Source organism: Flavobacterium sp. (assembly GCF_025352015.1).
Taxonomy (GTDB): Bacteria; Bacteroidota; Bacteroidia; order Flavobacteriales; family Flavobacteriaceae; genus Flavobacterium.
In genome coordinates this window covers 1-23,445 of sequence record NZ_JANXUG010000033.1, presented here as the reverse complement: position 1 = coordinate 23,445, position 23,445 = coordinate 1, and the positions used below count along the sequence as shown (strand labels likewise).

The 23,445-nt window shown below is 33.5% G+C and carries 18 protein-coding genes; 14 read left to right on the top strand and 4 right to left on the bottom strand.

All coding sequences use genetic code 11. The features are described 5' to 3' along the window. Positions 1–70 precede the first annotated feature (70 nt). From Q0Q96_RS03500 to hemL, 3 genes are read left to right on the top strand one after another with little or no spacing between them, the layout of a single operon-like run. Positions 71–982 (top strand): pyridoxal-phosphate dependent enzyme, encoded by a 912-nt coding sequence (locus Q0Q96_RS03500; protein ID WP_293871810.1) that lies wholly within the window; start codon positions 71–73, stop codon positions 980–982. Beyond that, positions 975–1,871 carry a glucosaminidase domain-containing protein gene (locus Q0Q96_RS03495; protein ID WP_293871807.1) on the top strand — a complete coding sequence of 299 codons (897 nt, stop codon included), beginning with the start codon at positions 975–977 and terminating at the stop codon, positions 1,869–1,871. The genes Q0Q96_RS03500 and Q0Q96_RS03495 overlap by 8 nt, the downstream gene beginning before the upstream one ends. Positions 1,872–1,899: 28 nt before the next feature. Next, positions 1,900–3,186 (top strand): glutamate-1-semialdehyde 2,1-aminomutase, encoded by a 1,287-nt coding sequence (gene hemL / locus Q0Q96_RS03490; RefSeq protein ID WP_293871805.1) that lies wholly within the window; start codon positions 1,900–1,902, stop codon positions 3,184–3,186. A gap of 56 nt (positions 3,187–3,242) precedes the next feature. Here the strand turns inward: hemL and Q0Q96_RS03485 are convergent, their stop codons facing one another. The 3 genes from Q0Q96_RS03485 to lysS all read right to left on the bottom strand — a co-directional run bounded on the left by Q0Q96_RS03485 (position 3,243) and on the right by lysS (position 5,863). Then, on the bottom strand, positions 3,243–3,572 hold the full coding sequence (locus Q0Q96_RS03485) for a hypothetical protein (protein ID WP_293871802.1): 330 nt from the start codon (positions 3,570–3,572) through the stop codon (positions 3,243–3,245). 69 nt (positions 3,573–3,641) lie between these two features. Beyond that, positions 3,642–4,079 carry a hypothetical protein gene (locus Q0Q96_RS03480; RefSeq protein WP_293871799.1) on the bottom strand — a complete coding sequence of 146 codons (438 nt, stop codon included), beginning with the start codon at positions 4,077–4,079 and terminating at the stop codon, positions 3,642–3,644. Positions 4,080–4,171: 92 nt separating this feature from the next. Continuing rightward, a complete protein-coding gene (gene lysS / locus Q0Q96_RS03475) occupies positions 4,172–5,863 on the bottom strand; it encodes a lysine--tRNA ligase (protein ID WP_293871796.1) in 1,692 nt (563 codons plus the stop codon). Between the two features lie 251 nt (positions 5,864–6,114). On the opposite strand from lysS, the gene lipB reads away from it, so the two are divergent. Then, positions 6,115–6,813: a lipoyl(octanoyl) transferase LipB gene (gene lipB, locus Q0Q96_RS03470; RefSeq protein WP_293871792.1), complete on the top strand. Its 699-nt coding sequence runs from the start codon at positions 6,115–6,117 to the stop codon at positions 6,811–6,813. Here lipB and Q0Q96_RS03465 read toward each other — a convergent pair. Then, positions 6,800–7,435, bottom strand: a complete 636-nt coding sequence (locus tag Q0Q96_RS03465) for a ribonuclease HII (RefSeq protein ID WP_293871789.1) — start codon at positions 7,433–7,435, stop codon at positions 6,800–6,802. The two genes, lipB and Q0Q96_RS03465, sit on opposite strands and share 14 nt — an antisense overlap. A 167-nt stretch (positions 7,436–7,602) precedes the next feature. Between Q0Q96_RS03465 and Q0Q96_RS03460 the strand changes: the two genes are divergently transcribed. The 10 genes from Q0Q96_RS03460 to Q0Q96_RS03415 all read left to right on the top strand — a co-directional run bounded on the left by Q0Q96_RS03460 (position 7,603) and on the right by Q0Q96_RS03415 (position 23,208). Beyond that, the gene (locus Q0Q96_RS03460; protein WP_293871786.1) at positions 7,603–10,662 is read left to right on the top strand and encodes a SusC/RagA family TonB-linked outer membrane protein; all 3,060 of its coding nucleotides are present in this window, start codon (positions 7,603–7,605) and stop codon (positions 10,660–10,662) included. A gap of 17 nt (positions 10,663–10,679) precedes the next feature. Continuing rightward, positions 10,680–12,242, top strand: a complete 1,563-nt coding sequence (locus Q0Q96_RS03455; RefSeq protein ID WP_293871782.1) for a RagB/SusD family nutrient uptake outer membrane protein — start codon at positions 10,680–10,682, stop codon at positions 12,240–12,242. Positions 12,243–12,383: 141 nt separating this feature from the next. After that, positions 12,384–15,299, top strand: coding sequence for a M4 family metallopeptidase (locus Q0Q96_RS03450; protein ID WP_293871780.1), 2,916 nt, complete (start codon positions 12,384–12,386; stop codon positions 15,297–15,299). 96 nt (positions 15,300–15,395) lie between these two features. Further along, positions 15,396–17,312, top strand: a complete 1,917-nt coding sequence (locus tag Q0Q96_RS03445) for a putative porin (RefSeq protein WP_293871777.1) — start codon at positions 15,396–15,398, stop codon at positions 17,310–17,312. A gap of 281 nt (positions 17,313–17,593) precedes the next feature. Next, positions 17,594–18,955 carry a pyridoxal-phosphate dependent enzyme gene (locus tag Q0Q96_RS03440; protein WP_293871774.1) on the top strand — a complete coding sequence of 454 codons (1,362 nt, stop codon included), beginning with the start codon at positions 17,594–17,596 and terminating at the stop codon, positions 18,953–18,955. Positions 18,956–19,071: 116 nt separating this feature from the next. After that, entirely contained in the window at positions 19,072–19,560 is a 489-nt protein-coding gene (locus Q0Q96_RS03435; RefSeq protein ID WP_293871771.1) for a 3'-5' exonuclease, read from the top strand. A 32-nt stretch (positions 19,561–19,592) separates the two neighbouring features. Continuing rightward, on the top strand, positions 19,593–20,861 hold the full coding sequence (locus Q0Q96_RS03430) for a DUF2851 family protein (protein WP_293871769.1): 1,269 nt from the start codon (positions 19,593–19,595) through the stop codon (positions 20,859–20,861). Between the two features lie 24 nt (positions 20,862–20,885). Next, positions 20,886–21,113: a PspC domain-containing protein gene (locus tag Q0Q96_RS03425; RefSeq protein WP_293871766.1), complete on the top strand. Its 228-nt coding sequence runs from the start codon at positions 20,886–20,888 to the stop codon at positions 21,111–21,113. After that, positions 21,103–21,996 carry a helix-hairpin-helix domain-containing protein gene (locus Q0Q96_RS03420; protein WP_293871763.1) on the top strand — a complete coding sequence of 298 codons (894 nt, stop codon included), beginning with the start codon at positions 21,103–21,105 and terminating at the stop codon, positions 21,994–21,996. The genes Q0Q96_RS03425 and Q0Q96_RS03420 overlap by 11 nt, the downstream gene beginning before the upstream one ends. A gap of 27 nt (positions 21,997–22,023) precedes the next feature. Next, positions 22,024–23,208 (top strand): acyl-CoA dehydrogenase family protein, encoded by a 1,185-nt coding sequence (locus Q0Q96_RS03415; RefSeq protein ID WP_293871761.1) that lies wholly within the window; start codon positions 22,024–22,026, stop codon positions 23,206–23,208. Positions 23,209–23,445: the final 237 nt, after the last annotated feature.

Below are 23,445 nucleotides of genomic sequence, written 5' to 3'. Positions count from 1 at the left end.
AGATATGTATACGAAGTGTTTAGGTATCGATTTTTTTCGAAAATTCGTTTGAATAAATTACTTTTGAAAGATGAATTTTTTAAAAAGTAACAATCAAGAAATCCTTATAGAAAATGCTGACATCACACTTTTTATGAAGCGTGAAGATTTGTTACATCCCATTATTTCAGGTAATAAATACAGAAAGTTAAAGTATAATTTGGCGCAAGCCAAAAACAAAAAAAAAGACATATTATTAACTTTTGGCGGGGCATTTTCCAATCACATTTTGGCAGTTGCAGCAGCAGGAAATGAGCATCATTTTAAAACCATTGGTGTTATCAGGGGCGAAGAATTGCGTTTTCAAATTGAGAATAATGCAACCTTAAAAAAAGCACAAGAACTAGGAATGGTATTTGAGTTTGTAACGAGAGAAATTTATAAAGGAAAAGAGAATCAAGAATTCTTAAATCAACTAAAAGAAAAGTTTGGCGATTTTTATCTTTTGCCCGAAGGAGGAACCAACTATTTGGCAGTAAAAGGATGCGAGGAAATTTTGAACAAAGACGATGTTCAATTTGATTATATATGCTGCGCAGTTGGAACTGGCGGCACCATTTCTGGAATTATAAATTGTTCACAAAACAGTCAACAAGTTTTGGGTTTTCCTGCCTTAAAAGGCGATTTTTTAAGAAAAGATATTTGTAAATTTGCTACCAAATGCAATTGGGATTTAATCTTAACGTATCATTTTGGGGGATATGCTAAAGTTTCACCAGCATTAATAACCTTTATCAACGAATTTTATCGAAAGTATTCTATACGTTTAGACCCTGTTTATACAGGAAAAATGATGTTTGGAATTTTTGATTTAATTGAAAAAAATTATTTTCCTAAATATTCAAAAATTTTAGTAATTCACACGGGTGGATTGCAGGGAATTATAGGAATGAATAAGGCCTTAAAACAAAAAAAACAATTAGAAATTAGCGTCGATGATTAAGAAATTTATTTTAGTGTTGCTTATGATTTTTGTTGCCTCGTGCAACGCAAATCAGGCGGTTATCAGAACTACAAAATCTGATTCAGTGCAATCAGAAGCTCAAGTTTCACAAAGAGTCAGAAAGCCTATTTACAGACCTTCTGCTATAAAAAATCCGGTGGCGATTACTCAAAAAGACACTCCAACGGTTGGAAGTTTTGTAAGTGCTACGGAAATTTTAGAAGCAACAACAAAAGTGAAAGTAACAACTAAAATGGTTTTGGCATATATCGAAAAATACAAAGATGTTGCTAAAGAAAATATGATAAAGACAGGGATTCCTTCCAGTATAACATTAGGACAAGCCATTTTAGAATCTGGTGCAGGAACAGGACCTTTGAGTGTTCAAGCGAACAATCATTTTGGAATAAAATGTCATAAAGAATGGACTGGTTCCAGCATTAAATATACTGATGACGAAGAAAACGAATGTTTTAGAAAATATGACGATCCAAGTCAGTCGTTCAAAGATCATTCTTATTTTTTAACTAGTAGACCAAGATATTCGGAGCTTTTTGGATTTGAAAAAGACGATTATAAAAGTTGGGCTTATGGTTTAAAAGCTGCTGGTTACGCCACCGATTCGAAATATCCAGACAAACTGATTACATTAATAGAAAAATATCAGTTAAATAAATTTGATGCTGAAGTTCTTGGTAAAAATTTTATCGCGGCAGCTCCAAATAACGCAGTTACTTATACTGAAGATACTCAAAAATATACCGTAACCAAAGGAGATTCGTTGTATTCTATTTCTAAAAAATTCAACATTTCGATTGAAGCATTAAAGAAAAAAAACAATTTAAACGACACAAAAATATCTTTAGGACAAACTATAATTGTCAAATAATTTAAATAACAAAATTCCCATTTCAAAGATGATGTATCAAAGAAGCAGTCAGTTATTTGCTGAAGCCGAAAAAGTAATTCCTGGCGGTGTAAATTCACCAGTTAGAGCATTTAAAGGTGTTGGCGGCAATCCTATTTTTGCCAAAAGTGCAAAAGGGGCGTATTTATATGACGAAGATAATAATCGATTGATTGATTATATTAATTCATGGGGACCAATGATTCTAGGTCATGCTTTTCAACCTGTTGTTGATGCCATAATTGAAAAAGCAAAAATGGGAACTTCCTTTGGAATGCCAACAGAATTAGAAACAAAAATTGCCGAAATAGCTGTTTCAATGGTGCCAAATATTGATAAAATCCGTTTTGTAAATTCGGGTACAGAAGCATGTATGAGCGCCATTCGTTTAGCTAGGGGATATAACAATAAAGATAAAATAATAAAATTTGCAGGATGCTATCACGGTCATTCGGATTCTTTTTTGATTCAAGCAGGAAGTGGTGCAAGTACTTTTGGCACGCCAAATTCTCCCGGAGTTACACAAGGAACTGCTAAAGACACGCTTTTGGCAAACTATAATGATTTGGAAAGTGTAAAAATTTTATTTGAGTCTAATAAAAATCAAATTGCAGCAGTAATTATTGAGCCTGTTGCGGGAAATATGGGTTGTGTCCCACCAAAAGATGGATTTTTGAAATCAGTTAGACAACTTTGTGACGATAACAATGCTTTGTTGATTTTTGATGAAGTCATGACCGGATTTCGATTAGCCAAAGGCGGAGTTCAAGAATTATATAAGGTAAAAGCCGATATTGTTTGCTTCGGAAAAGTTATTGGCGGTGGTTTGCCAGTAGGAGCTTTTGCTGGCAAGCATGAAATTATGAATTATTTATCTCCAGTTGGACCCGTTTATCAAGCAGGGACGTTATCAGGAAATCCCTTGGCAATGGCAGCAGGACTAGCAATGCTTACAGCTTTAAACAACGATTCGGACATCTTCAAAAGATTGGAAGAAAAAACAGCTTATTTACACGATGGAATTCAGAAAGTATTAAAGGATAATAAAATTGAATTTACTATAAATAGAGTAGGTTCCATGATGTCTGTACATTTTGATGGTAATCCTGTAATTGATTTTCAAACTGCTAAAAATGGCGATAATGAAACCTTTAAAAAATTCTTTCATGGCTTGTTAAACGAAGGAGTTTACATTGCGCCATCGGCATACGAGTCCTGGTTCATCACAGATGCGTTGACCTACAACGATTTAGACTTTACGATAAAAGCAGTTGATAAAGTGGCAAAAAGCTTGTAACAAAAAAATCCCGCTTCATCTTTTAACGAGCGGGACTTTTTGTGGGTATTAAAAGTTTAATTAATCAATTTTTTAAGCAATTCTGGATTTTTTTCTAATTTACTAATTTGTTGGTCATTCAGCGTACCTCTAATTTTAGCTTCTATTACTCTTGATAATTCTGTTTTTCTTTCTGGTTTTGTATTTGGGTCATCAACAATAGAAAATTTTTGCTCAAAAAGTCTTGCGAAATTCTCCGTCATGGTTTGATCTAAACCAATGTAATTTGCCAATTCAGTAGCTTGTTGTTTTCCTTTTTCGGCTGAATTCAAACCGTTTTTATCTTGTGCATTTGCATTTATGGTAAATGCTAATAGTATTGTTAAAGCAGCAATAAATTTTTTCATTTTTTTAAGATTTAATTATAATAATTATTTCAAAACTAATTTATTTTGATGAAAATTCAAAATTTATTTTTATTTACTTTTAGGAATTGCCTCTGATTCTTTATTTGTTCGTCTTTCAGCAATTTTTTCTTTCAATTTTTCTTTTCTTTCTTTACGAATACTTTCCCATTTTGAAAATTGATCTGGTGTCAATATTTTTTTCATTTCCAAACTCATATTAGTTTGATTGGCTTCGATTTCTTTTTTTATTTCAGCTTTGCTTTTATCTTTAGTATCCAAAGTTTCGATTCTTTTTGTTTCTCTTTTTTTAACTTGATTAGCGACCAACACTCTAACTTGTTCCACTTGTTTTTCATTTAAAGTCAAATCGGTTGTCATCTTTTTGACCATAAAATTGACCTTTTGTTCTGATGTCATTTTTTCTTTTTCTCCTCTTTTCCCGTCTTTTTCTTGCGCAAATGTTGTGATTCCAACAAACATTATAACTGCTAAAAATCCTTTTTTCATTTTATATGTTTTTTAAATTTAAGTTCTCGTTGGACAAGAAATACCTTGAATGGTTTAATCTTTTTAAGATACTTTGAAATCAGCAACCTTTTTTAATTCAAAACCACCAGCTTACTTTCGCCATCAACCATCACTTTGGTCAAACCATGTTTCGATAATCCTTTCATAGCAGCGTCCCATTTTTTTCCGCTCAATTCCGATCTCTCTTTTAACTGCGTTAAGGGTTGATGATTATCTGTTTTTAGTAAACTTATAATTAATTTCTCGTCATCTGTTAATTCTAATTGCTTTTTTTCTGGTCGCATTTGAGGAAAAAACAATACTTCTTGTATAGATAAATTATTGGTCAAAAACATAACAAGTCTATCCATTCCAATTCCTAATCCCGATGTTGGCGGCATTCCATATTCTAAAGCTCTTAAAAAGTCCTCGTCAATAATCCCGTTCGCTTCGTCATCACCTTTTTCGGCAAGAGCCATTTGAGTTTCAAAACGCTGTCTCTGATCAATAGGATCGTTTAATTCCGAATAAGCATTGGCAACTTCTTTTCCGCAAACTATTAGCTCAAAACGCTCCGTCAATTCGGGATTATCCCTATGTTCTTTGCACAGCGGTGACATTTCTTTTGGATAATCTGTTATAAATGTTGGTTGTATAAAGTTCCCTTCGCATTTGGCTCCAAAAATTTCATCAATCAACTTTCCTTTGCCCATAGTTTCATCCACATCGATATGCATAGATTTTGCGGCGTCAAAAAGTTCGACTTCGGTTTTACCCGAAATATCAAAACCTGCAAATTGCTTAATGGCATTTGTCATTGTAATTCTAGCATAAGGAGCTTTGAAGTTTACCTTTTGTTCTCCATAAATAGCTTCGGTAGTTCCGTTAACTTCATTAGCGCAATATTCCAAAAGGTTTTCGGTCATTTCCATCATCCAGTTGTAATCTTTATAGGCAACATAAATTTCCATAGCCGTAAATTCTGGATTGTGCGTTCTGTCCATTCCTTCGTTTCTAAAATTTTTAGAAAATTCATACACCCCATCAAATCCGCCTACGATTAATCTTTTTAGATATAATTCGTTTGCAATTCGCATATACAATGGGATATCTAAGCTATTGTGATGTGTTATAAAAGGACGTGCAGCAGCACCACCAGCTATGGCTTGCAAAACAGGAGTTTCAACTTCTACATAACCTGCTGTATTAAAAAAGGTCCTCATTGCAGTAAACAATTTAGTTCTTTTTAAAAAAACCTCTTTCACATGCGGATTGACCACCAAGTCTACGTAACGCATTCGGTAACGCAATTCGGGGTCATTAAAAGCATCATGTATTTTGCCTTCTTCGTCAGTTTTTGGCAACGGTAGCGGACGCAACGTTTTACTCAAAAAAGTAAAATGATCCACACGAATGCATTGTGCGCCTACTTTCGTCGTAAATAATTCACCTTCAATACCGATAAAATCTCCCAAATCGGTCAATTTCTTAAAAACCTGATTGTACATCGTTTTATCCTCGCCTGTGCAAAGCATATCGCGGTTCAAATACAATTGGATACGTCCATCGCTATCCTGCAATTCAGCAAAACACGCTTTCCCTTGATCACGAACACTCATCAATCGACCAGCAACAATAACTTTTTTACCTTCTTCAAAAGTTTCCTTAACCTGTTTGGAGGTGTGATTTACAGGAAACAAATCCGCTGGATAAGGATTTATTCCAAGTGCGCGCAAACCGTTAAGTTTTTCTCTTCTAATTATTTCTTGTTCCGAAAGTTGCATAAAGGTGTATTTTTGCGTGCAAATATAAGGATTATTTAAAAATGATTCAAAACATCAAGAGCGAAAGGTTTGGGATTTATCTGCAATCCCTATTCCCGCTTTCCATAACAATCTTTTTATTGTTTTGTCACATCTAGCGCAGTCAAAATAACTTTTATAAAACAATAAAAAGGATTTTCATTGCAATCGGTGCTAAACATAAACGTAGAGAATAGTTGCAAACTTTGTAACTTTGTCCTTTTAGATATATAATGAATAAAGAAATACAATTTCACGATTTAGGGATTAAAGATTTCCAAGAAACTTGGGATTATCAAGAAGCACTTTTCAAGAAAATTGTCGATTTAAAAATCCAGAAAAGAATTCAGCCAGAAATTATAACACCCAATTATATTCTTTTTGTAGAACATCCACACGTATACACTTTGGGAAAAAGCGGTGCTATGTCAAATTTGTTACTTTCAGAAAAACAATTAGAAACCAAAGGCGCATCATTTTATAAAATTAATCGTGGCGGCGACATTACCTACCATGGGCCAGGACAAATAATAGGGTATCCAATACTCGATTTAGAAAATTTCTTTACCGATATTCATAAATATCTACGATTTCTTGAAGAAGTCATCATTTTAACGCTAGCAGAATACAATATAATAGGCACAAGAAGTGAAGGCGAAACCGGAGTCTGGATAGACATAGGAACACCATTTGTCCGAAAAATTTGTGCTATGGGAGTTCGCGCCAGTCGTTGGGTAACCATGCACGGATTTGCCTTGAATATAAATACGAATCTCGGTTATTTTGACTACATTATACCCTGTGGAATTAAGGGCAAAGCAGTTACATCACTGCATGTTGAATTAGGAAAAACCGTTAATGAAGTCGAAGTAAAAGCAATAATTATTAAACATTTTCAAAAGATTTTCGAGGCAAAAATTATTTCAAATTAATAGTGTTGTCAACTTGAAGTTCTGCCAACGAAAATTTTAATTGTTCGGGCAGCAACCTAAAAGTCATTCGATGATACTTGGTTACGCCATATTTTCTAATTGCTTCCCTGTGTTCTTTAGTGGGATACCCTTTGTTTTTTTTCCAGTTATACATGGGGAATTCTTCGTGAATTGTACTCATATAATCATCACGATACGTTTTTGCTAAAACCGATGCCGCTGCAATACTCATATATTTACAATCACCTTTTATTATGGTAGAAAAAGGAATTGCGTTAATAGATTTAAATCGGTTTCCATCTACAATAATATATTCAGGCAGCGGAAAAAGATTAAAAATGCATTCCTGCATCGCTTTAATCGAAGCATTTAAAATATTTATTTCGTCAATAATTTTAGGTTCAAGATGCGTAACGGAGAAAGATGTGGCTTTTTGCTCTATTATTGATTGAAGTTTAAGTCTTACTTTTTCAGAAAGTTGTTTGGAATCGTTGAGCAGCGGCAATTCAAAACCATCGGGTAAAATAACCGCAGCAGCCGTTACAGGACCAGCAAGACAACCGCGACCAGCCTCGTCAGTGCCACATTCAAGTGAATAGTTTGAAAATTTTGACTGTAACATTTATTTTTTGTGTAAAAATATAAAAACCACGCAACTATTTACAAATTGCTCCATCTCAAAGAAGTAAAACATTTAACACATTATAAAATTATTATTTAATGTTAATATTTGGTTAATTAATAAATTATTAAGAAGTTTGCAAAATAACTAACTCAAATAAAATTAATATGAGATCGAAGTTCAAATGGATTTTTACGCTATTATTAGCGGTATCAATGCAGTTTTCGTTTGCACAAGAGAAAACTGTAACTGGAGTTGTTTCAGATAAAACTGGACCTATTCCTGGTGCTAATGTTGTTGTTAAGGGAACAAAACGTGGTACACAAACAGATTTTGATGGAAAATTTTCTATCAAAGCAAAACAAGGAGAAACACTTTTAATATCTTTTGTTGGAATGGCTGACCAAACAATTACTGTTGGGGCAGCTAGTAACGTAAATGTTAAAATGCAGGATGGCGTGAAACTTGATGAAATTGTAATTCAAGGGTATCGTGAAGTAAGTAAGAAAACAGCAGTTGCCTCAACGGCAACTGTAAATGCGAAAACCATTGAAAACAGACCAAATGCTAACGTCATGAATACGCTGCAAGGACAATTAGCTGGTGTAAACATTACAGCTGGTTCAGGGCAGCCAGGTGCTAAATCCTCCGTTGTTATTAGAGGTTTGGGAACGTACAATGGTAATACAGATCCCCTCTATGTTATTGATGGTTTTCCTTCTAATAGTGATAATTTCAGGTCTATTAACCCAAATGACATTGCGTCTGTAGATGTTTTGAAAGATGCGGCTGCAATTTCAGAATATGGTTCTAGAGGAGCTAATGGTGTAATTGTTATCAAAACCAGAAAAGGGAAATTTGGTGAGGCCAAAACTACCTTCAGATATTCTACTACATATGGAGTGAGTGATTTACAAAAACCAAAATACAGCTATGCAACTTCAAAACAATTGTTAAGAATTGAAAGAGATTACGGTCAAGGTTTTGGTGCTGTTAATCCCGCTACGGGCAACCCGTTTACTGATGCCGAAATTAACGCATTTGCCATTCAAACAGACTGGGTTAAATATTTTTTTAGAAAAGGAATTACAACTAGTAACAATTTAAGTATTGAAAATAGCGGTAAAAATTTAAACTCTTTTACATCTGTTAGTTATTTTAATCAGGAAGGTGTGCTGTTGACAACCGGTTTGAAAAGATTTACAGTTAGAAACAATATTAACGGTAAATCTAACAACGAAAAATTCAAATATACTGTTAATACTGCTTTTGGATATAGCAAAAATAATGAGGCAACAAATTTAGGAGGTGGAGCAATTAACAGAAATTATGCTCTGGGAGCATATCTTTCTGCGCCCTACATTTCGCCTAATCAGTATACAGGTTCACAAAATGTATTTGACTTATATCAAACGGATGGTACTTTATTGTATACGCCACTGTTCCTGATTGATAAATTAAATACGTATTCCAACTTAACTGAAGAAACTAGAATTGACGTTACGACTCAAGCTTCTTACAAATTAACTGATAATTTAACCGCAAGAGTAAGAACTGGTGGTCAATTGTTGACAAACAGATTCAATCAAGCAGAATTTCCAATTTCGTTTAATGCACTTTTATTTGCGCCTGCTGATAATATTAGTGGTTTTGAACAAATTAATCAAAGAAGAGAATTTTTATTTAACAATCTATTTACTTTAGAGTATAATAAAACTTATAAAAAACATACTTTCAATATTGCAGTTAATTCAGAATACAACCATTCCAGATTAGATACAAATAATATAACCCAACGAGGTTTAGACCCGATAACTTTTGTGCCAAATACAGGCGCTGGATGGGTTGCCGATACAGGCGCTAATGATTTTCACGTTCCTAGGATTACAGCGTCTCAATTAAGAAATGATATTATATCTTATTTCGCCTCTTTTGACTACGATTACAATAAGAAATATGGTTTTGTTGCTTCCTTTAGGAGAGATGGTTCAAGTAGATTTTTAAATGAACAGTACAACAATTTTTGGTCTTTGGGCGGGAGATGGAATCTGGATGAGGAAAGTTTTGTAAAGTCTATAGATGCTATAAAAATATTAAAACTTCGAGGATCAATAGGTACAGTAGGAAATCAAAGAATAGTTGATGGTACTATTTACGCGGGAATTAATCCTCCTGGTTTTGCGGATACTTTTACAGCGGCTAACAATACCTATAATGGTGGTCAGGGATATAATATCAATTTTGGATACCCTCCTTTAAGATGGGAAACAACCAGAGAATATAATATTGGTCTGGACTTTGAACTTTTTAAAAATAGTAAGCTTCGAGGTGCTTTTGATTATTACAATAGAAAAACCATTGATTTATTTATATTACAACCTGTTAGTCCTGCATCAGGTACAACTCAATTAAACATTAATTCAGATGCTTTTGTAGTTAACAAAGGATTTGAACTTAACCTTGCCTATGATGTGATTAAAAATTCTAATTTTTCATTAACGCTTCGTGGCAATGGTTCATTTAACAAAAACAACATTGATGGTATTAAATCTAATGGTGGTAAGATTTTAGAAGGATTGCAGCCAACTTTTATAACCCAAAACGGCGGTCAAATCAGAGAAGCTTATGTTTATCACTATTTAGGAGTTAATCCAGTAAATGGTAATTTATTGTATGAAGATATAAATGGTAACCCAACAGAAAATATAACGGGAGCCGACAGAAGAGCTACCGGTAAAACTTCTACACCAAGATATCAGGGTGGTTTTGGATTTGATTTAGATTATAAAGGTTTCTTTTTGTCTACTACATTTACATGGGCAAAAGATGTATGGAGATTTGATACTGATTTAGCAAATTTGTACGATCCAACCAATATTGGCACTTTTAATGTTACGGGAGATTTACTAAATGCTTGGACTCCATTGAACACATCAGCTTCGATTCCTGCATTGACTGCAGGAAATTTAGGTGCGGCTACAGATTCTGATCGTTTTTTAAGAGATGCTTCTTACGTCAGATTAAGAAACATTCAGTTAGGATATAAGTTTCCTAAAAAGTTTATCGATAAAACATTTTTTACCGATGTTGCTATAACCTTACAAGGAGAAAATTTAATCAACTTTACCAAATGGCAAGGATTTGATCCAGAAAGTAATAGAAATCAGGATGTGTACCAATACCCTACGCCTAAACAAGTAACTTTAGGTCTTGACTTGAAATTTTAATTAAATATAACATAAAAATGAAAAAATTAATCTTATTATTTGTACTCACCGGACTGTTTACAGTTTCATGTGACGACAATTTGTTAACACCCTTCACGCCAGGAGCGTTGACTGATGCTATTGCTGTTCAAGATTCTAACGGTTTAAGGAAGTTGATGAATAGCGGCTACAACCTTATGACTGACCGTGAAGATAGCGTATTTACCTCTGTTTTTACAGATGAGGCAGGTATTGGCTATGCAAATGGCGGACAAGGTATTACCGATAACTATATCTTTTTTGTTAATCAGTCTTCCTTTTCTCCAGGTGAAATATGGGATAACGTTTATTTCGCATTAGCAAGTATTAATCGTGTGATAATCTATGCTGACAGGCTGACTCCTAAAGATGCTGCTGACGCTGAAATAATTGCTAGAACGAAAGCTGAAGCATTGGTATGCCGAGCTTTGTGTCACATCAAGATTATGTCTTATTTTTCTCCTGATGTCAAAAATGACAATGCTTTAGCCGGTATTTTATCAAACAGAATCATTGGTACTGGTGAAACTTTGCCTAGGAGTACCAATGGGGCTTTTTATACGTTAATCCATTCAGATTTAGATAGTGCTATTACTATTTTTAATTCGTTAGTATTACCTACACCATCATACGTGACAAATCCAACGTATTATGCTAGCAAGAATTTAGCAAAAGCTTTAAAAGCAAGAGCTTATGCTTTAAAAGGCGATTATCCAAATGCTGAAATTTGGGCTGATGATGTTATAGCAACTTCGGGTATCAATCTAGCTGCTACTCAAACAACGTATAATTCTGTTTTCTTTACAGATAACGAACCAGCAAATACGGAAGTTATTTTTAGATTAAAAAGAACGGTACAACAAAACACTCAAGATTCCAACTTACACAATGGCTGGTGTTCAATAAAACCTAATTTAGCGGGCTCACCTTTTTATGAAGTGGGAAGAGCTTTGTTTAATGTGCTTGACTCCAATCCATCGGATTTTAGAAGAAAAACTATTGTTGCTCCTTCATCAATAATCGATGCTAATTATGCAACTTCTTTAGACTACAGAAACACAGACAAGTTGATTATAGGAAAACATGGAGGCGTTGCTTCTGGAACTGCAACTTGGGCTGCAACTGCTGCTAACGGGAATAATAATGACCACAAAATAAGTCGTATTTCTGAAATGTATCTAATAAAAGCAGAGGCTAGAGTGGCTGCAGGTGATTTGCCTGGTGCTGCAAATTCTGTTGATAACTTAAGAAGTAAACGGTTTGCTTCAGTACAGGCTCCTTCAGTTTATGCTAACGCAACTGCGGCTTGGAAAGCTATTCTTGATGAGAGAAGAATAGAATTCGCTTTCGAAGGGTATAGATATATCGATATTAAAAGACTTGGAACATTAGCGGGCATTACAGGACTTGATAGAGATCCTGCAGATTATAATTCTAGTTCCTCAAACTTTCCTGCTGCTAATCCAGTAAATTTACCTTTGAATAGTTACAAATGGGCATTGCCAATCCCACAAGATGAATTGAATGGTAATGGAGGTATACAACAAAATCCTGGATATTAATTTAATCCGATTTCAATAAAAAAAAGCTGCTTTTATAGCAGCTTTTTTTTATTGAAATAATATGATATTTTTATATAACTTTGTTTTTCAAATTTTAAATATTTGTATTAAATAGTATTATCAATTTTTTAATTTTTTTTTATGAAAAGTCATTATTTAAGCCTATTTTTTTTTCTTGTGGTTTCATGGTACACCAATGCGCAATCAAAACTTAAAGAGAATGAACCATTTCAAAAAGTGGTAAACTTTAACAAAACTATTTCAAAAGATAAAGCTATAAATTACTTTGTTACTTTACAAGGGTTAGACTCTTCCAATTCATTTATTGCAAGTAAAGAAACCACAGATGAAAGTGGCTTAACGCATCAAAGACATCAACAATTTTACAAAGGTATTAAGGTTGAATTTGGAACACTAATTACCCATGAAAAAAACGGAAATGTAAAATCAATCAATGCTGAATTGTATAATCCATCAGCTTTAAATTTAACGTCTTCTTTAAATCCTGAAGAAGCTTTACATAAAGCTTTATTAAATATCAATGCTTCAAAATATTTATGGGAAGATGAAGCACAAGCCCAAATCGTAAATTATCAGAAACCACATGGAGAGTTAGTAATTTTTCCAGTAGTAAAAACTGGAGAAGTTAAATTAGCCTATAAATTTGATATTTATGCTATTGAACCCGTTTCAAGACAAGAAGTTTTTGTAGATGCTAATGATGGGAAAATACTTTTTAAAAATCCAATTATCAAGCATGCAACGAGAGACTTAATTCAAAGTCAAGAAAGCAGTAATATTAATAAGCTTGAAACTTTAATTACGGGAAATGCAAACACAAAATATAGTGGTTTAAGAAGCATTGAAACTAGATTTGATGCACCACTTAATCAATACGTTTTAAATGATTTAACAAGAGGTGCTCAAATTGTGACTTATAATTGTGAAAGAATTGTAAATACCTATCAAAATGTTGATTTTACAGATAATGATAATAATTGGACTTTAGCAGAACATGCTAATGTTTTTTTTGATAATGCTGCGCAAGATGCCCATTGGGGTGCTGAAATGACCTATGATTTTTGGAAGAATATCTTTAATAGAAATGGGTTTGATGATAATAATGGTTTGATGCGAAGTTATGTTCATTATAAAAAAACTACGGCTAACTTAAATAATGCTTATTGGAATGGTTCGTTTATGACTTACGGGGACGGAGCTTCAAGACCATATACTTCAATAGATATTTGTGGACATGAAATAGGACATGCAGTTTGCGCATACACTGCAAATCTGGCTTATCAAAATCATAGTGGAGCGATGAATGAAGGATTTTCAGATATATGGGGATCTTGTATAGAACATTATGGCAGGACTGGTTCTTTATCAGGAACACCGTCAGCAAACGTATGGAAAATAGGTGAAGATACAACAGCTGGTGGCGTTGGATTTAGATCGATGGCTACTCCGTTAACTTTTGGTGATCCAGATACTTTTCGTGGTACAAACTGGGTGGTTACAGCTGAAGACGGTAGTTGCAGCCCAACAAGTGCAAACGATTATTGTGGTGTGCACACCAATAGCGGTGTTTTAAATCATTGGTTTTATATATTGACAGCCGGTGCATCGGGAACTAATAATGCGCCAATTGCAGAAAGAGATACTTATAATGTTACTGGTATCGGAATGGTGAAATCATCTCAAATTGCATATTATTTAGAGAGAGATTATTTGACGCCTAACTCTAATTTTTATGATGCCAGAGAATTATCCATTGTGGTGGCTAATAATTTATATTGTTCGAGTGGTGCTGAAGTCAAAGCCGTTACTGATGCTTGGTTTGCTGTAAACATTGGAATAAGTTATGTATCGACTAGTAATGATGTTAGTCTTGATAATATTCCTTTGAATAGTTCAATAAACTGTGGTGTTACAACTGTTTCTCCAACTATTTATTTCAAAAATTTAGGAACAAATCCAATAACAACAGTCAATATAACTTATAATATTGATGGTGGAGCAAACACAAATTTAGTTTGGAATGGTAATTTATCTACATGTTCTATGGGCAGTCAGCAAGTAACCGTCAACACGGCGGCACTATCTGTTGGAACTCATCTTTTAAATTTCACAACAACTGTTGTTGGAGATGTGTTTAGTTCTAATAATTCAAAATCAACTTATATTTTTGTGAATCAGTCAGGAATTGTCAATCAAATTAATGGTTTTGAAACTAGTACAGATAATTTAATAACATATAATGAAGCAGTTTCTAACAACTCTTTATGGCAGAGAGGTTTTATAAACAAGACCAATTTAACAAATGCAGTCGCTGGTAATTCTAATGTTTATGCGACTGGTTTAACTGATGTATATACAAGTGATACAAAATCCTATTTAACGTCAAGGTGTTATGATTTGTCACAATCTTTAAACCCTATTTTAAAATTTGATCTTGCGTTTGATTTGCAATATAGTAGTGATATTTTATACATGCAATATTCTTTAAATGGCGGAAACACATGGAGTTTATTAGGCTCTCAAGCAGATAACAATTGGTATACGGCTAATACGGGTTGTGCATTTTGTGTTGGTGGCGAATGGACAGGTGATGCCGGTAGTACAAATTCTAGCGGAACAACAAATGGTACAAAACGATTATATAGTTATAATTTGTCTTCATTTGGTTCATCTTCTACAACTCCGCAATCCAATGTTTTATTTAGATTTGTATTTCAATCAGATTCCATAGATAATTATGACGGTGCTTTAATTGACAATTTCGTCATTGAAAACAATGCTTTAAGTAATGAGCAATTTTCATATAACACAATAAACATCTACCCAAACCCGGCAAATACCACCCTAAACTACACTGTGAGTAACAATGGTACTATTTCAGCAATTAAAATTAATGATATTTCGGGCAAAGAAGTTTATAATAATCCAACAGGATCTATGAATTCAATTAATATTTCTAATCTTTCTTCAGGAGTTTATTTTGTGACTTTTAAAACAGATAGCAATTTGGTGATTAAGAAATTTATAAAAGAATAAATTTTAAGTAAATATTTTAAAACCACCTTTATGGTGGTTTTTTTATGATTTTAATACAAATTGTTTTATGTATTTTTGTCTCGAAATAGCTTATTGATGAAATACATAATAACCGTACTCTTTTTATTAATTTTTTCATTTGGTTTTTCCCAAACAGACAAATCAACCGATACTTCCAAGGACATCCCAAAGAAAGTTGCCAAGGCAGCTTTCAATCAGTATAGAATTATTACTTTGGAGAAAGACACAACCTATGTTGATACTTCCTTAACCATCAAAAAAGAATACGAATACAACTATTTGCGCAAAGATATCTTCGGTTTGTTGCCTTTTGCCAACGAAGGTCAGACCTATGCAGTTTTAGATTTTGGATTAAAAAACTTTAAATCTTTTCCCGAAATTGGTTTTTCTAGCAAACAATTTAATTATCTAGGGGTTAATGACATCAAATATTACTCGGTTGCAACGCCAGTTACCGACTTGTATTTCAAAACCGTAATGCAACAAGGGCAATCCATCGATGCTTTTATTACTGTAAACACTTCTCCACGATTCAACATGTCACTAGCTTTCAAAGGGTTGCGTTCTTTAGGTAAATATATCAATCAGCTATCAAGTACAGGTAATTTTAGGTTCACGTCAAGTTACAATACTTTGAACAAAAGATATTATTTAAATTTTCATTTCACAGGACAAGATTTTTTTAACGATGAAAATGGTGGTATAACCACTATCGAAAATTTTGAAAGTGGGGACGGAGCTTATACAAATCGTGCCCGACTCGAAGTATATCTCAAAGATGCCAGTAGCTTTCTGAAAGGTAAAAGAATCTTTCTTGATCATAATTTTAGAATTAATACAAAAAAAGGCGATAATAATTTATACCTGACCCACCAATTTAACTATGAAAACAAATTTTTTGAATATAATCAGTTAACAGTAGCCTCCGCGGTTGGCAGTACCTCTGTAAATCGTTTTGGCGATTCTTATGTGAGTGCCGACATTATTGACCAAATGCGTTATAACAGAATGTATAACAAGGCAGGTATTATGTATGAAAATTCATTACTCGGAAAATTCCATTTTTTTGCCGAAGATTTTAGATATAATTACTACTTCAGTAAAATAGTGATTCAAAATACAGGTACTATTCCCAGTTCACTCAATGATGTTATAAATACAATTGGCGGACAGTATCAGTACAGAAAAAACAAATGGAACGGAACATTTACGTATTCCAATTCAGTTTCTAAACAACCGCTGTCCAATTTTGAGGCCAAACTGAACTATAAACTCAATGACAAAAATGAATTTATTTTTCAATACCAATTGCTCAATAAAATTCCAGACCACATCTATAATTTGCATCTAAGTAGTTATGTAAATTACAATTGGTACAACAATTTTAAAAACGAAAAAATAAACAACATCGAAGCTACCGCCAAAACACAATGGCTCGATGCTTCTTTACAAGTAAGCTCTCTAAAAGATCATTTGTATTTTAACAATGACAACACAGTCGAAGAGCAACAGATAATTTCCCCAAAACAGTACGACAAAACCATAAATTATCTATCAATAAAAGTCAGTCGCGAGTTTAAGTGGTGGAAATTAGCACTAGACAACACGGTACTATTTCAACAGGTCGATCAAAATGATAATATACTAAACGTACCAAAAATTATTACCAGAAACTCACTCTATTTTACCAATTATTTCTTTAAAAAAGCATTGTACATGCAGTCAGGATTTACGCTAAACTATTTCACAAAATATTATATCAACGATTACAATCCCGTTATAACAGAGGCTTTTATCCAAAACCAAAAAAAAGTTGGCGATTTCCCAATGCTAGATTTCTTTATAAATGCCCGAATTCGTCAAACACGAATTTTTATTAAAGCAGAACACTTTAATTCCAGAATGACAGGAAACAATTTTTACACCGCTCCCAATTATCCCTACCGCGATTTCACGATTCGTTTCGGGCTCGTTTGGAATTTCTTCCAATAAAGATATTGCGAAGCAGCAAGCAATCATGAACGAAAAGTTCGGGTCATTTTACCATCGTAATTCCTGCTGTTCGTTCCAATAACTTTGTCAAAGTTTTTACTTTGACAAAGTTGATTTCCACTGCCATCAGGGTTAATGAATAAACCATTCTAATTTTTGTAAACTTTTCAATAAGCACTACATTTGTAAAATAGAAAACCCCGAAACGTTAAACTCGGAACTTAAAAAATGACTAGAACTTGCTTTAGCACGAGACAATTAAAAAACAATAAAAAAGACGCATGAACTATTCAGAAAACATATTAGGAACAATAGGCAATACGCCCTTAGTAAAACTCAATAAAGTCGTTCAGGGAATTGAAGCTTTGGTTTTGGCCAAAGTAGAAACATTCAATCCGGGAAACTCTACCAAAGATAGAATGGCGCTCAAAATGGTTCAAGATGCCGAAGCCGACGGAAAATTAAAACCAGGAGGAACCATCATCGAGGGAACATCTGGAAATACAGGAATGGGATTAGCATTGGCAGCCATTGTAAAAGGTTACAAATGTATATTTGTAATAACCGACAAACAATCCAAAGAAAAAATGGATATTCTTCGAGCCGTGGGTGCCAAAGTAATTGTTTGTCCAACCGATGTTGAACCAACCGATCCACGTTCATACTATTCCGTTTCAAAACGTCTTGGTGATGAGATTCCCAATTCTTGGTATGTAAATCAATATGATAATCCATCAAACGCCATAGCTCATTATGAGCAAACCGGACCAGAAATATGGGAGCAAACAGATGGAAAGGTTACGCATTTTGTGGTTGGCGTAGGAACTGGTGGAACCATATCCGGAATAGGAAAATATTTGAAAGAGAAAAACCCAAATATCAAAATATGGGGAATAGATACCTATGGTTCCGTATTTAAAAAATACCACGAAACAGGAATTTTTGACGAAAATGAAATCTACTCGTACATAACCGAAGGAATTGGGGAAGATATTTTACCAAAAAATGTCGACTTTTCAATCATAGACGGATTTACAAAAGTAACCGATAAAGATGCCGCAGTGTACACGAGAAAAATTGCGCTTGAAGAAGGAATATTTGTAGGCAATTCAGCGGGTTCTTGCGTTAAAGGATTGCACCAATTAAAAGAACATTTCACAAAAGATGATGTTGTAGTAGTGTTGTTTCACGATTCAGGAAGCCGTTACGTAGGTAAAATGTTCAACGATGACTGGATGCGCGAAAGAGGATTTCTTGACGAAGAAGTCACTAAAGTTGAAGATGTGATTAAAGATCATATAGACAAATCGTTAGTAATTGTTCGCACAGAAGAATTGGTTTCGCACGCTATCGATCGAATGAGAAAATTCAAAATTTCTCAAATTCCAGTTATAGATATTTCAGGGTTTGTAGGTTCTGTAGACGAAACAGATTTGTTTCAAAGCTATGTTTCTGATAAAAATGTTGCCGACAAACCAATAAAAGAAGTTATGGGAAAACCTTATCCCATTGTAAAATTAGGAACGCCAATCGAGGAAGTTTCTAAACTTTTTACCAAAGAAAATCAAGCAGTTTTGCTAGATTTAGGAAACGGAAAGCATCATATCATCACAAAATATGATATTATTGGGTCTATAAAATAAATCCTAAATTAATCAAAAGTTATACACTCAATTTAAGTCAACTATTTAAAATTTAATCGTTAAAACTTCATAAACCTTCAATGAAAATTGCAGGTTTTTTTCAATCAAAATAAACAATGACTTTTACAGCAATAGATTTTGAAACCGCAACAGGACATCCAGAAAGTGCTTGTGCGGTGGGAATTGTAACCGTAGAAAACGGAATTATAACCGAAGAATATTATACTTTAATTCAACCACCCAACAACGAATATTGGTACGGGAACATTATGGTTCACAAAATAAAACCTATTGAAACGATAAACGAAAAAACATTCGATTCGCTTTTTCCTGAAATTCAAAAACGTTTATTCGGTCGAAAAATAGTAGCCCACAACGAAGCTTTTGATCGAAGAGTTTTGACTAAAACAATGAAATATTATGGGTTGTATTATGACGAACTAGAAATTGCCGACATGTGGGAATGTACCTGTAAAATTTATAGAAAGAAAGGCTACAAACCAGCAAATCTAGCCAATTGTGCCCATCTGAATAATATTCAACTCAATCATCACGAAGCATTGTCAGACGCAAGAGCTTGTGCCAAATTGTATTTGTTGCAATAATTTACTACTTTCGTTTTTCATATTAGCTGGCTATGAAAGAAGATTTTCTGCATTACGTTTGGAACTATAAAAAGTTTGATTTTTCAAATTTAAAAACCACCCAAAACGAAAGCCTAACACTTATAAATACAGGATTTTATGCGCAACTTGCAGGGCCTGATTTTTTTAATGCGCAAATTACAATTGCCAACCAAAAATGGGCGGGTAATGTAGAAATTCATGTAAAATCTTCCGATTGGTACTTGCATCGTCATGAGGAAGATAGTAATTATGACAATGTTATTCTTCATGTAGTTTGGGAACATGACACGCCTGTTTTTAGAAAAGACAATTCAGAAATTCCAGTTTTAGAACTCAAGAATTTTGTTTCAAAAGATGCTTTGAACCAGTATCTATCGTTGACATCCCCTAAATCATGGATTTATTGTGAAAACGAAATTGCGACTGTCGATACATTTATTTTGCAAAATTGGCAAGAGCGACTATTTTTTGAACGGTTAGAACGAAAATCAATATCTATTGAACAACTTTTACTGTCGAGCGATAATCATTGGGAAGCGGTATTATTTTGTATGTTGGCTAAAAATTTTGGTCTTAATACTAATGGCGAAGCTTTTTTAAAAATGGCATTGGCTATTCCTTTTTCTGTAATTAGGAAAGAAAGTTTTGAAGTAGAAAATTTAGAAAGTTTATTTTTTGGAATAACTGATTTATTCCCCGTGGACGGTCAGGACAACTATAGCAAAGATTTGAATAAAAGATTTCATTATATTTCTCAAAAGCACCAACTTAAAAAAGAAACCATTGTGCCTGTTCAATTTTTCAAACATCGTCCCGATAATTTTCCAACCATTCGTTTAGCACAATTGGCGATGCTTTATCATAAACATCAAAATTTATTTTCAAAAATAATAGCAACCAAAAAAACAGATGAAATTTATCAATTATTGAACGTTTCGGTTTCAAAATATTGGGAAACACATTATCAGTTTGACAGAGAAAGTTCTAAAAAGAAAAAATCATTTTCGAAATCATTCATCGATTTGTTAATCATCAATACCATTGTTCCTTTTCAGTTTGCTTATGCTAAAAGTCAAGGAAAAGATATTTCCGAAACCATTTTAGAAATGATACAATCAATAAAACCCGAAAAGAATGCTTGTATCGATAAGTTTTCTCATTTTGGAATTAATGCTACGAACGCTTTTGGAACCCAATCCTTGTTACAGTTAAAAAATGAATATTGTAACCATAGTAAATGTTTGCAATGCGGTATAGGAATTGAACTTTTAAAGAGTTAATTTTAAACTTTAAATAAAACACAAATGTCACCCGTTATTCAATTAAAATATTTTTTCGAAAAACATGGTTTCCACGTTTCTTCACGATTAGCGGATAGGCTCGGAATGCGGGCTTCGAATGTTCGTTTGTTTTTTATTTACATCACTTTTGTCACTGCAGGCTTATGGTTTGGAGTTTATTTGACTTTAGCTTTTTGGATAAGATTGAAAGATTTAATTCGAGGAAAACGAACTTCTGTTTTTGATTTATAAGATTTTGGCAACTAATACTTCTGTCATACAATTATTTCTAAAGTATTCGAAAAGTCAGCGAATAGGAATATTGCTGCTTTTTGGGATTATAATTGTCGCACAAGGATTTTATTATTTTTACAATTTTGGTAGTCCAAAGAACAATTATTCAAATCAAAATTGGTTGGCATTTCAAAAAGATATTGATAGCGTTAAATCACAAAACAATAATTATAAAGCAACGATTTATCCTTTCAATCCTAATTTTATTACTGATTTTAAAGGGTATCAACTAGGTTTGTCTGTCAAAGAAATGGATAGATTATTGGCTTTCAGAAAACAAAACAAATTTGTCAACTCTGCTCAAGAGTTTCAAACGCTAACACAAGTTTCGGATTCTTTATTAAAAGCAATTTCTCCCTATTTTAAATTTCCGGACTGGGTAAATAATAAAAAAGACAATTCACAAACATTAACAAAAAAAGATTTTTCAAAACCCAGTAAGATTACAATTATTGATATTAATCAAGCCACTAAAGAAGATTTGATGAAAGTGTATGGTATAGGTGATAAAATATCCGATAGAATTTTAGTCGAAAAAGCAAAATATGGTGCATTTGTCAACATGCAACAAATGAATGATATATGGGGACTAACTCCCGAGGTTATTGCGAGTTTAAATAAATATTTTGAAGTAAAAACTGTACCCTCTTTAAAGAAAATCAATATTAATAATGCTACTATTAAAGAACTTTCACAATTTCCGTTTTTTAGATATGCATTGGCAAAAGAAATAGTTACCTATAGAAGTATGAATGGTGCTATAAAGTTTGAAGATTTATCAAAAATTAAAGGATTCCCTGTTGAAAAGGTAAAAATTATTGCCTTATATTTGGAATTCTAAAATAAAAATAAAAAATAGCATAAATATATGAATTCAACATTTTTTACAGAAGAACACGAATTGTTTAGAAACAGTTTGCGGGATTTTTTGCGCATAGAAGTAGTGCCACACATTGAAAAATGGGAAAAAACAGGTACGATTGAACGCTTCATTTGGAAGAAGTTTGGTGAAATGGGGTTTTTTGGACTTTCTTATCCAGAATCTTATGGAGGATTGAATTTAGATTTGTTTTACACAGTAGTATTTTTAGAAGAACTACAAAAAATAAAATCGGGAGGATTTGCAGCAGCTATGTGGGCGCACGCCTATTTAGCAATGACACATTTGAACGCCGAGGGAGATGAGCGAATTAAACAAGACTATTTAGTGCCAAGTATTTCAGGAGATAAAATTGGTGCCATGTGTATTTCTGAACCTTTTGGCGGAAGTGATGTAGCTGGTATGAGAACAACTGCTGTAAAAAAGGGTAACACCTACGTTATAAACGGTTCCAAAACCTTTATCACAAACGGTGTTTATGCCGATTACTACATTGTGGCCGCAAAGACTAGTCCAGATTTAGGCAATAAAGGAATTAGTATCTTTTTAATAGATACTAATTTAAAAGGAATTTCGGCAACCAAATTAGATAAACTCGGCTGGAGAGCATCCGATACTGCTGAAATTGCTTTTGATAATGTCGAAATTCCTCAAGAAAATTTAATGGGCGAAGAAGGAAAAGGATTTCCTTATATCATGCAACATTTTGCTTTAGAGCGATTAATCATGGCAGTGAATGCACATGCCAGCGCAGAATATGCAATAGAATATACTATAGAATATATGGCACAACGCCAAGCATTTGGAACTACTATTAATAAGTTTCAAGCTTTGAGACACACTATGGTTGACCATGCAACTGAAGTGGAACATTGCAAAATATTTAATTATGCTGCTGTTGCCCGTTTAGATAAAGGCGAATACGTGGTAAAAGAAGCTACGATGGCGAAGTTAAAATCCACAAAAGTAGCGGATGAAGCTATTTATAGTTGTTTGCAGATGCTTGGAGGCTATGGTTATATGGAAGAATACCCGTTGGCTCGCTTGCTGCGAGATAGCCGTTTGGGTCCAATAGGTGGTGGAACTTCAGAAATACTAAAAGAGATTTTGTCTAAAATGATAATAGATAAACAGAACTATCAGCCAGCGGTAACCAATTTAAATGCAGTTTGAAGGAAATATAAAGGACAAAAATAGAAAATACAGAAGAGACTGAATTACGTTATATTGAGCGTTTCGGTCTTTTTTTTGCATATAGTTTTAAGGAATTTGCCTGCAAGTATGCGGTATTATTTCAGCTATGCCTGCAGTTAAGATTTTAGATCAACCTAATCTTCGGAAATATAATAACTGTTCATTTTTTTTCCTAGAGACCTTTAATGGTTGAAAATTTAAGAATATAAAAATAAG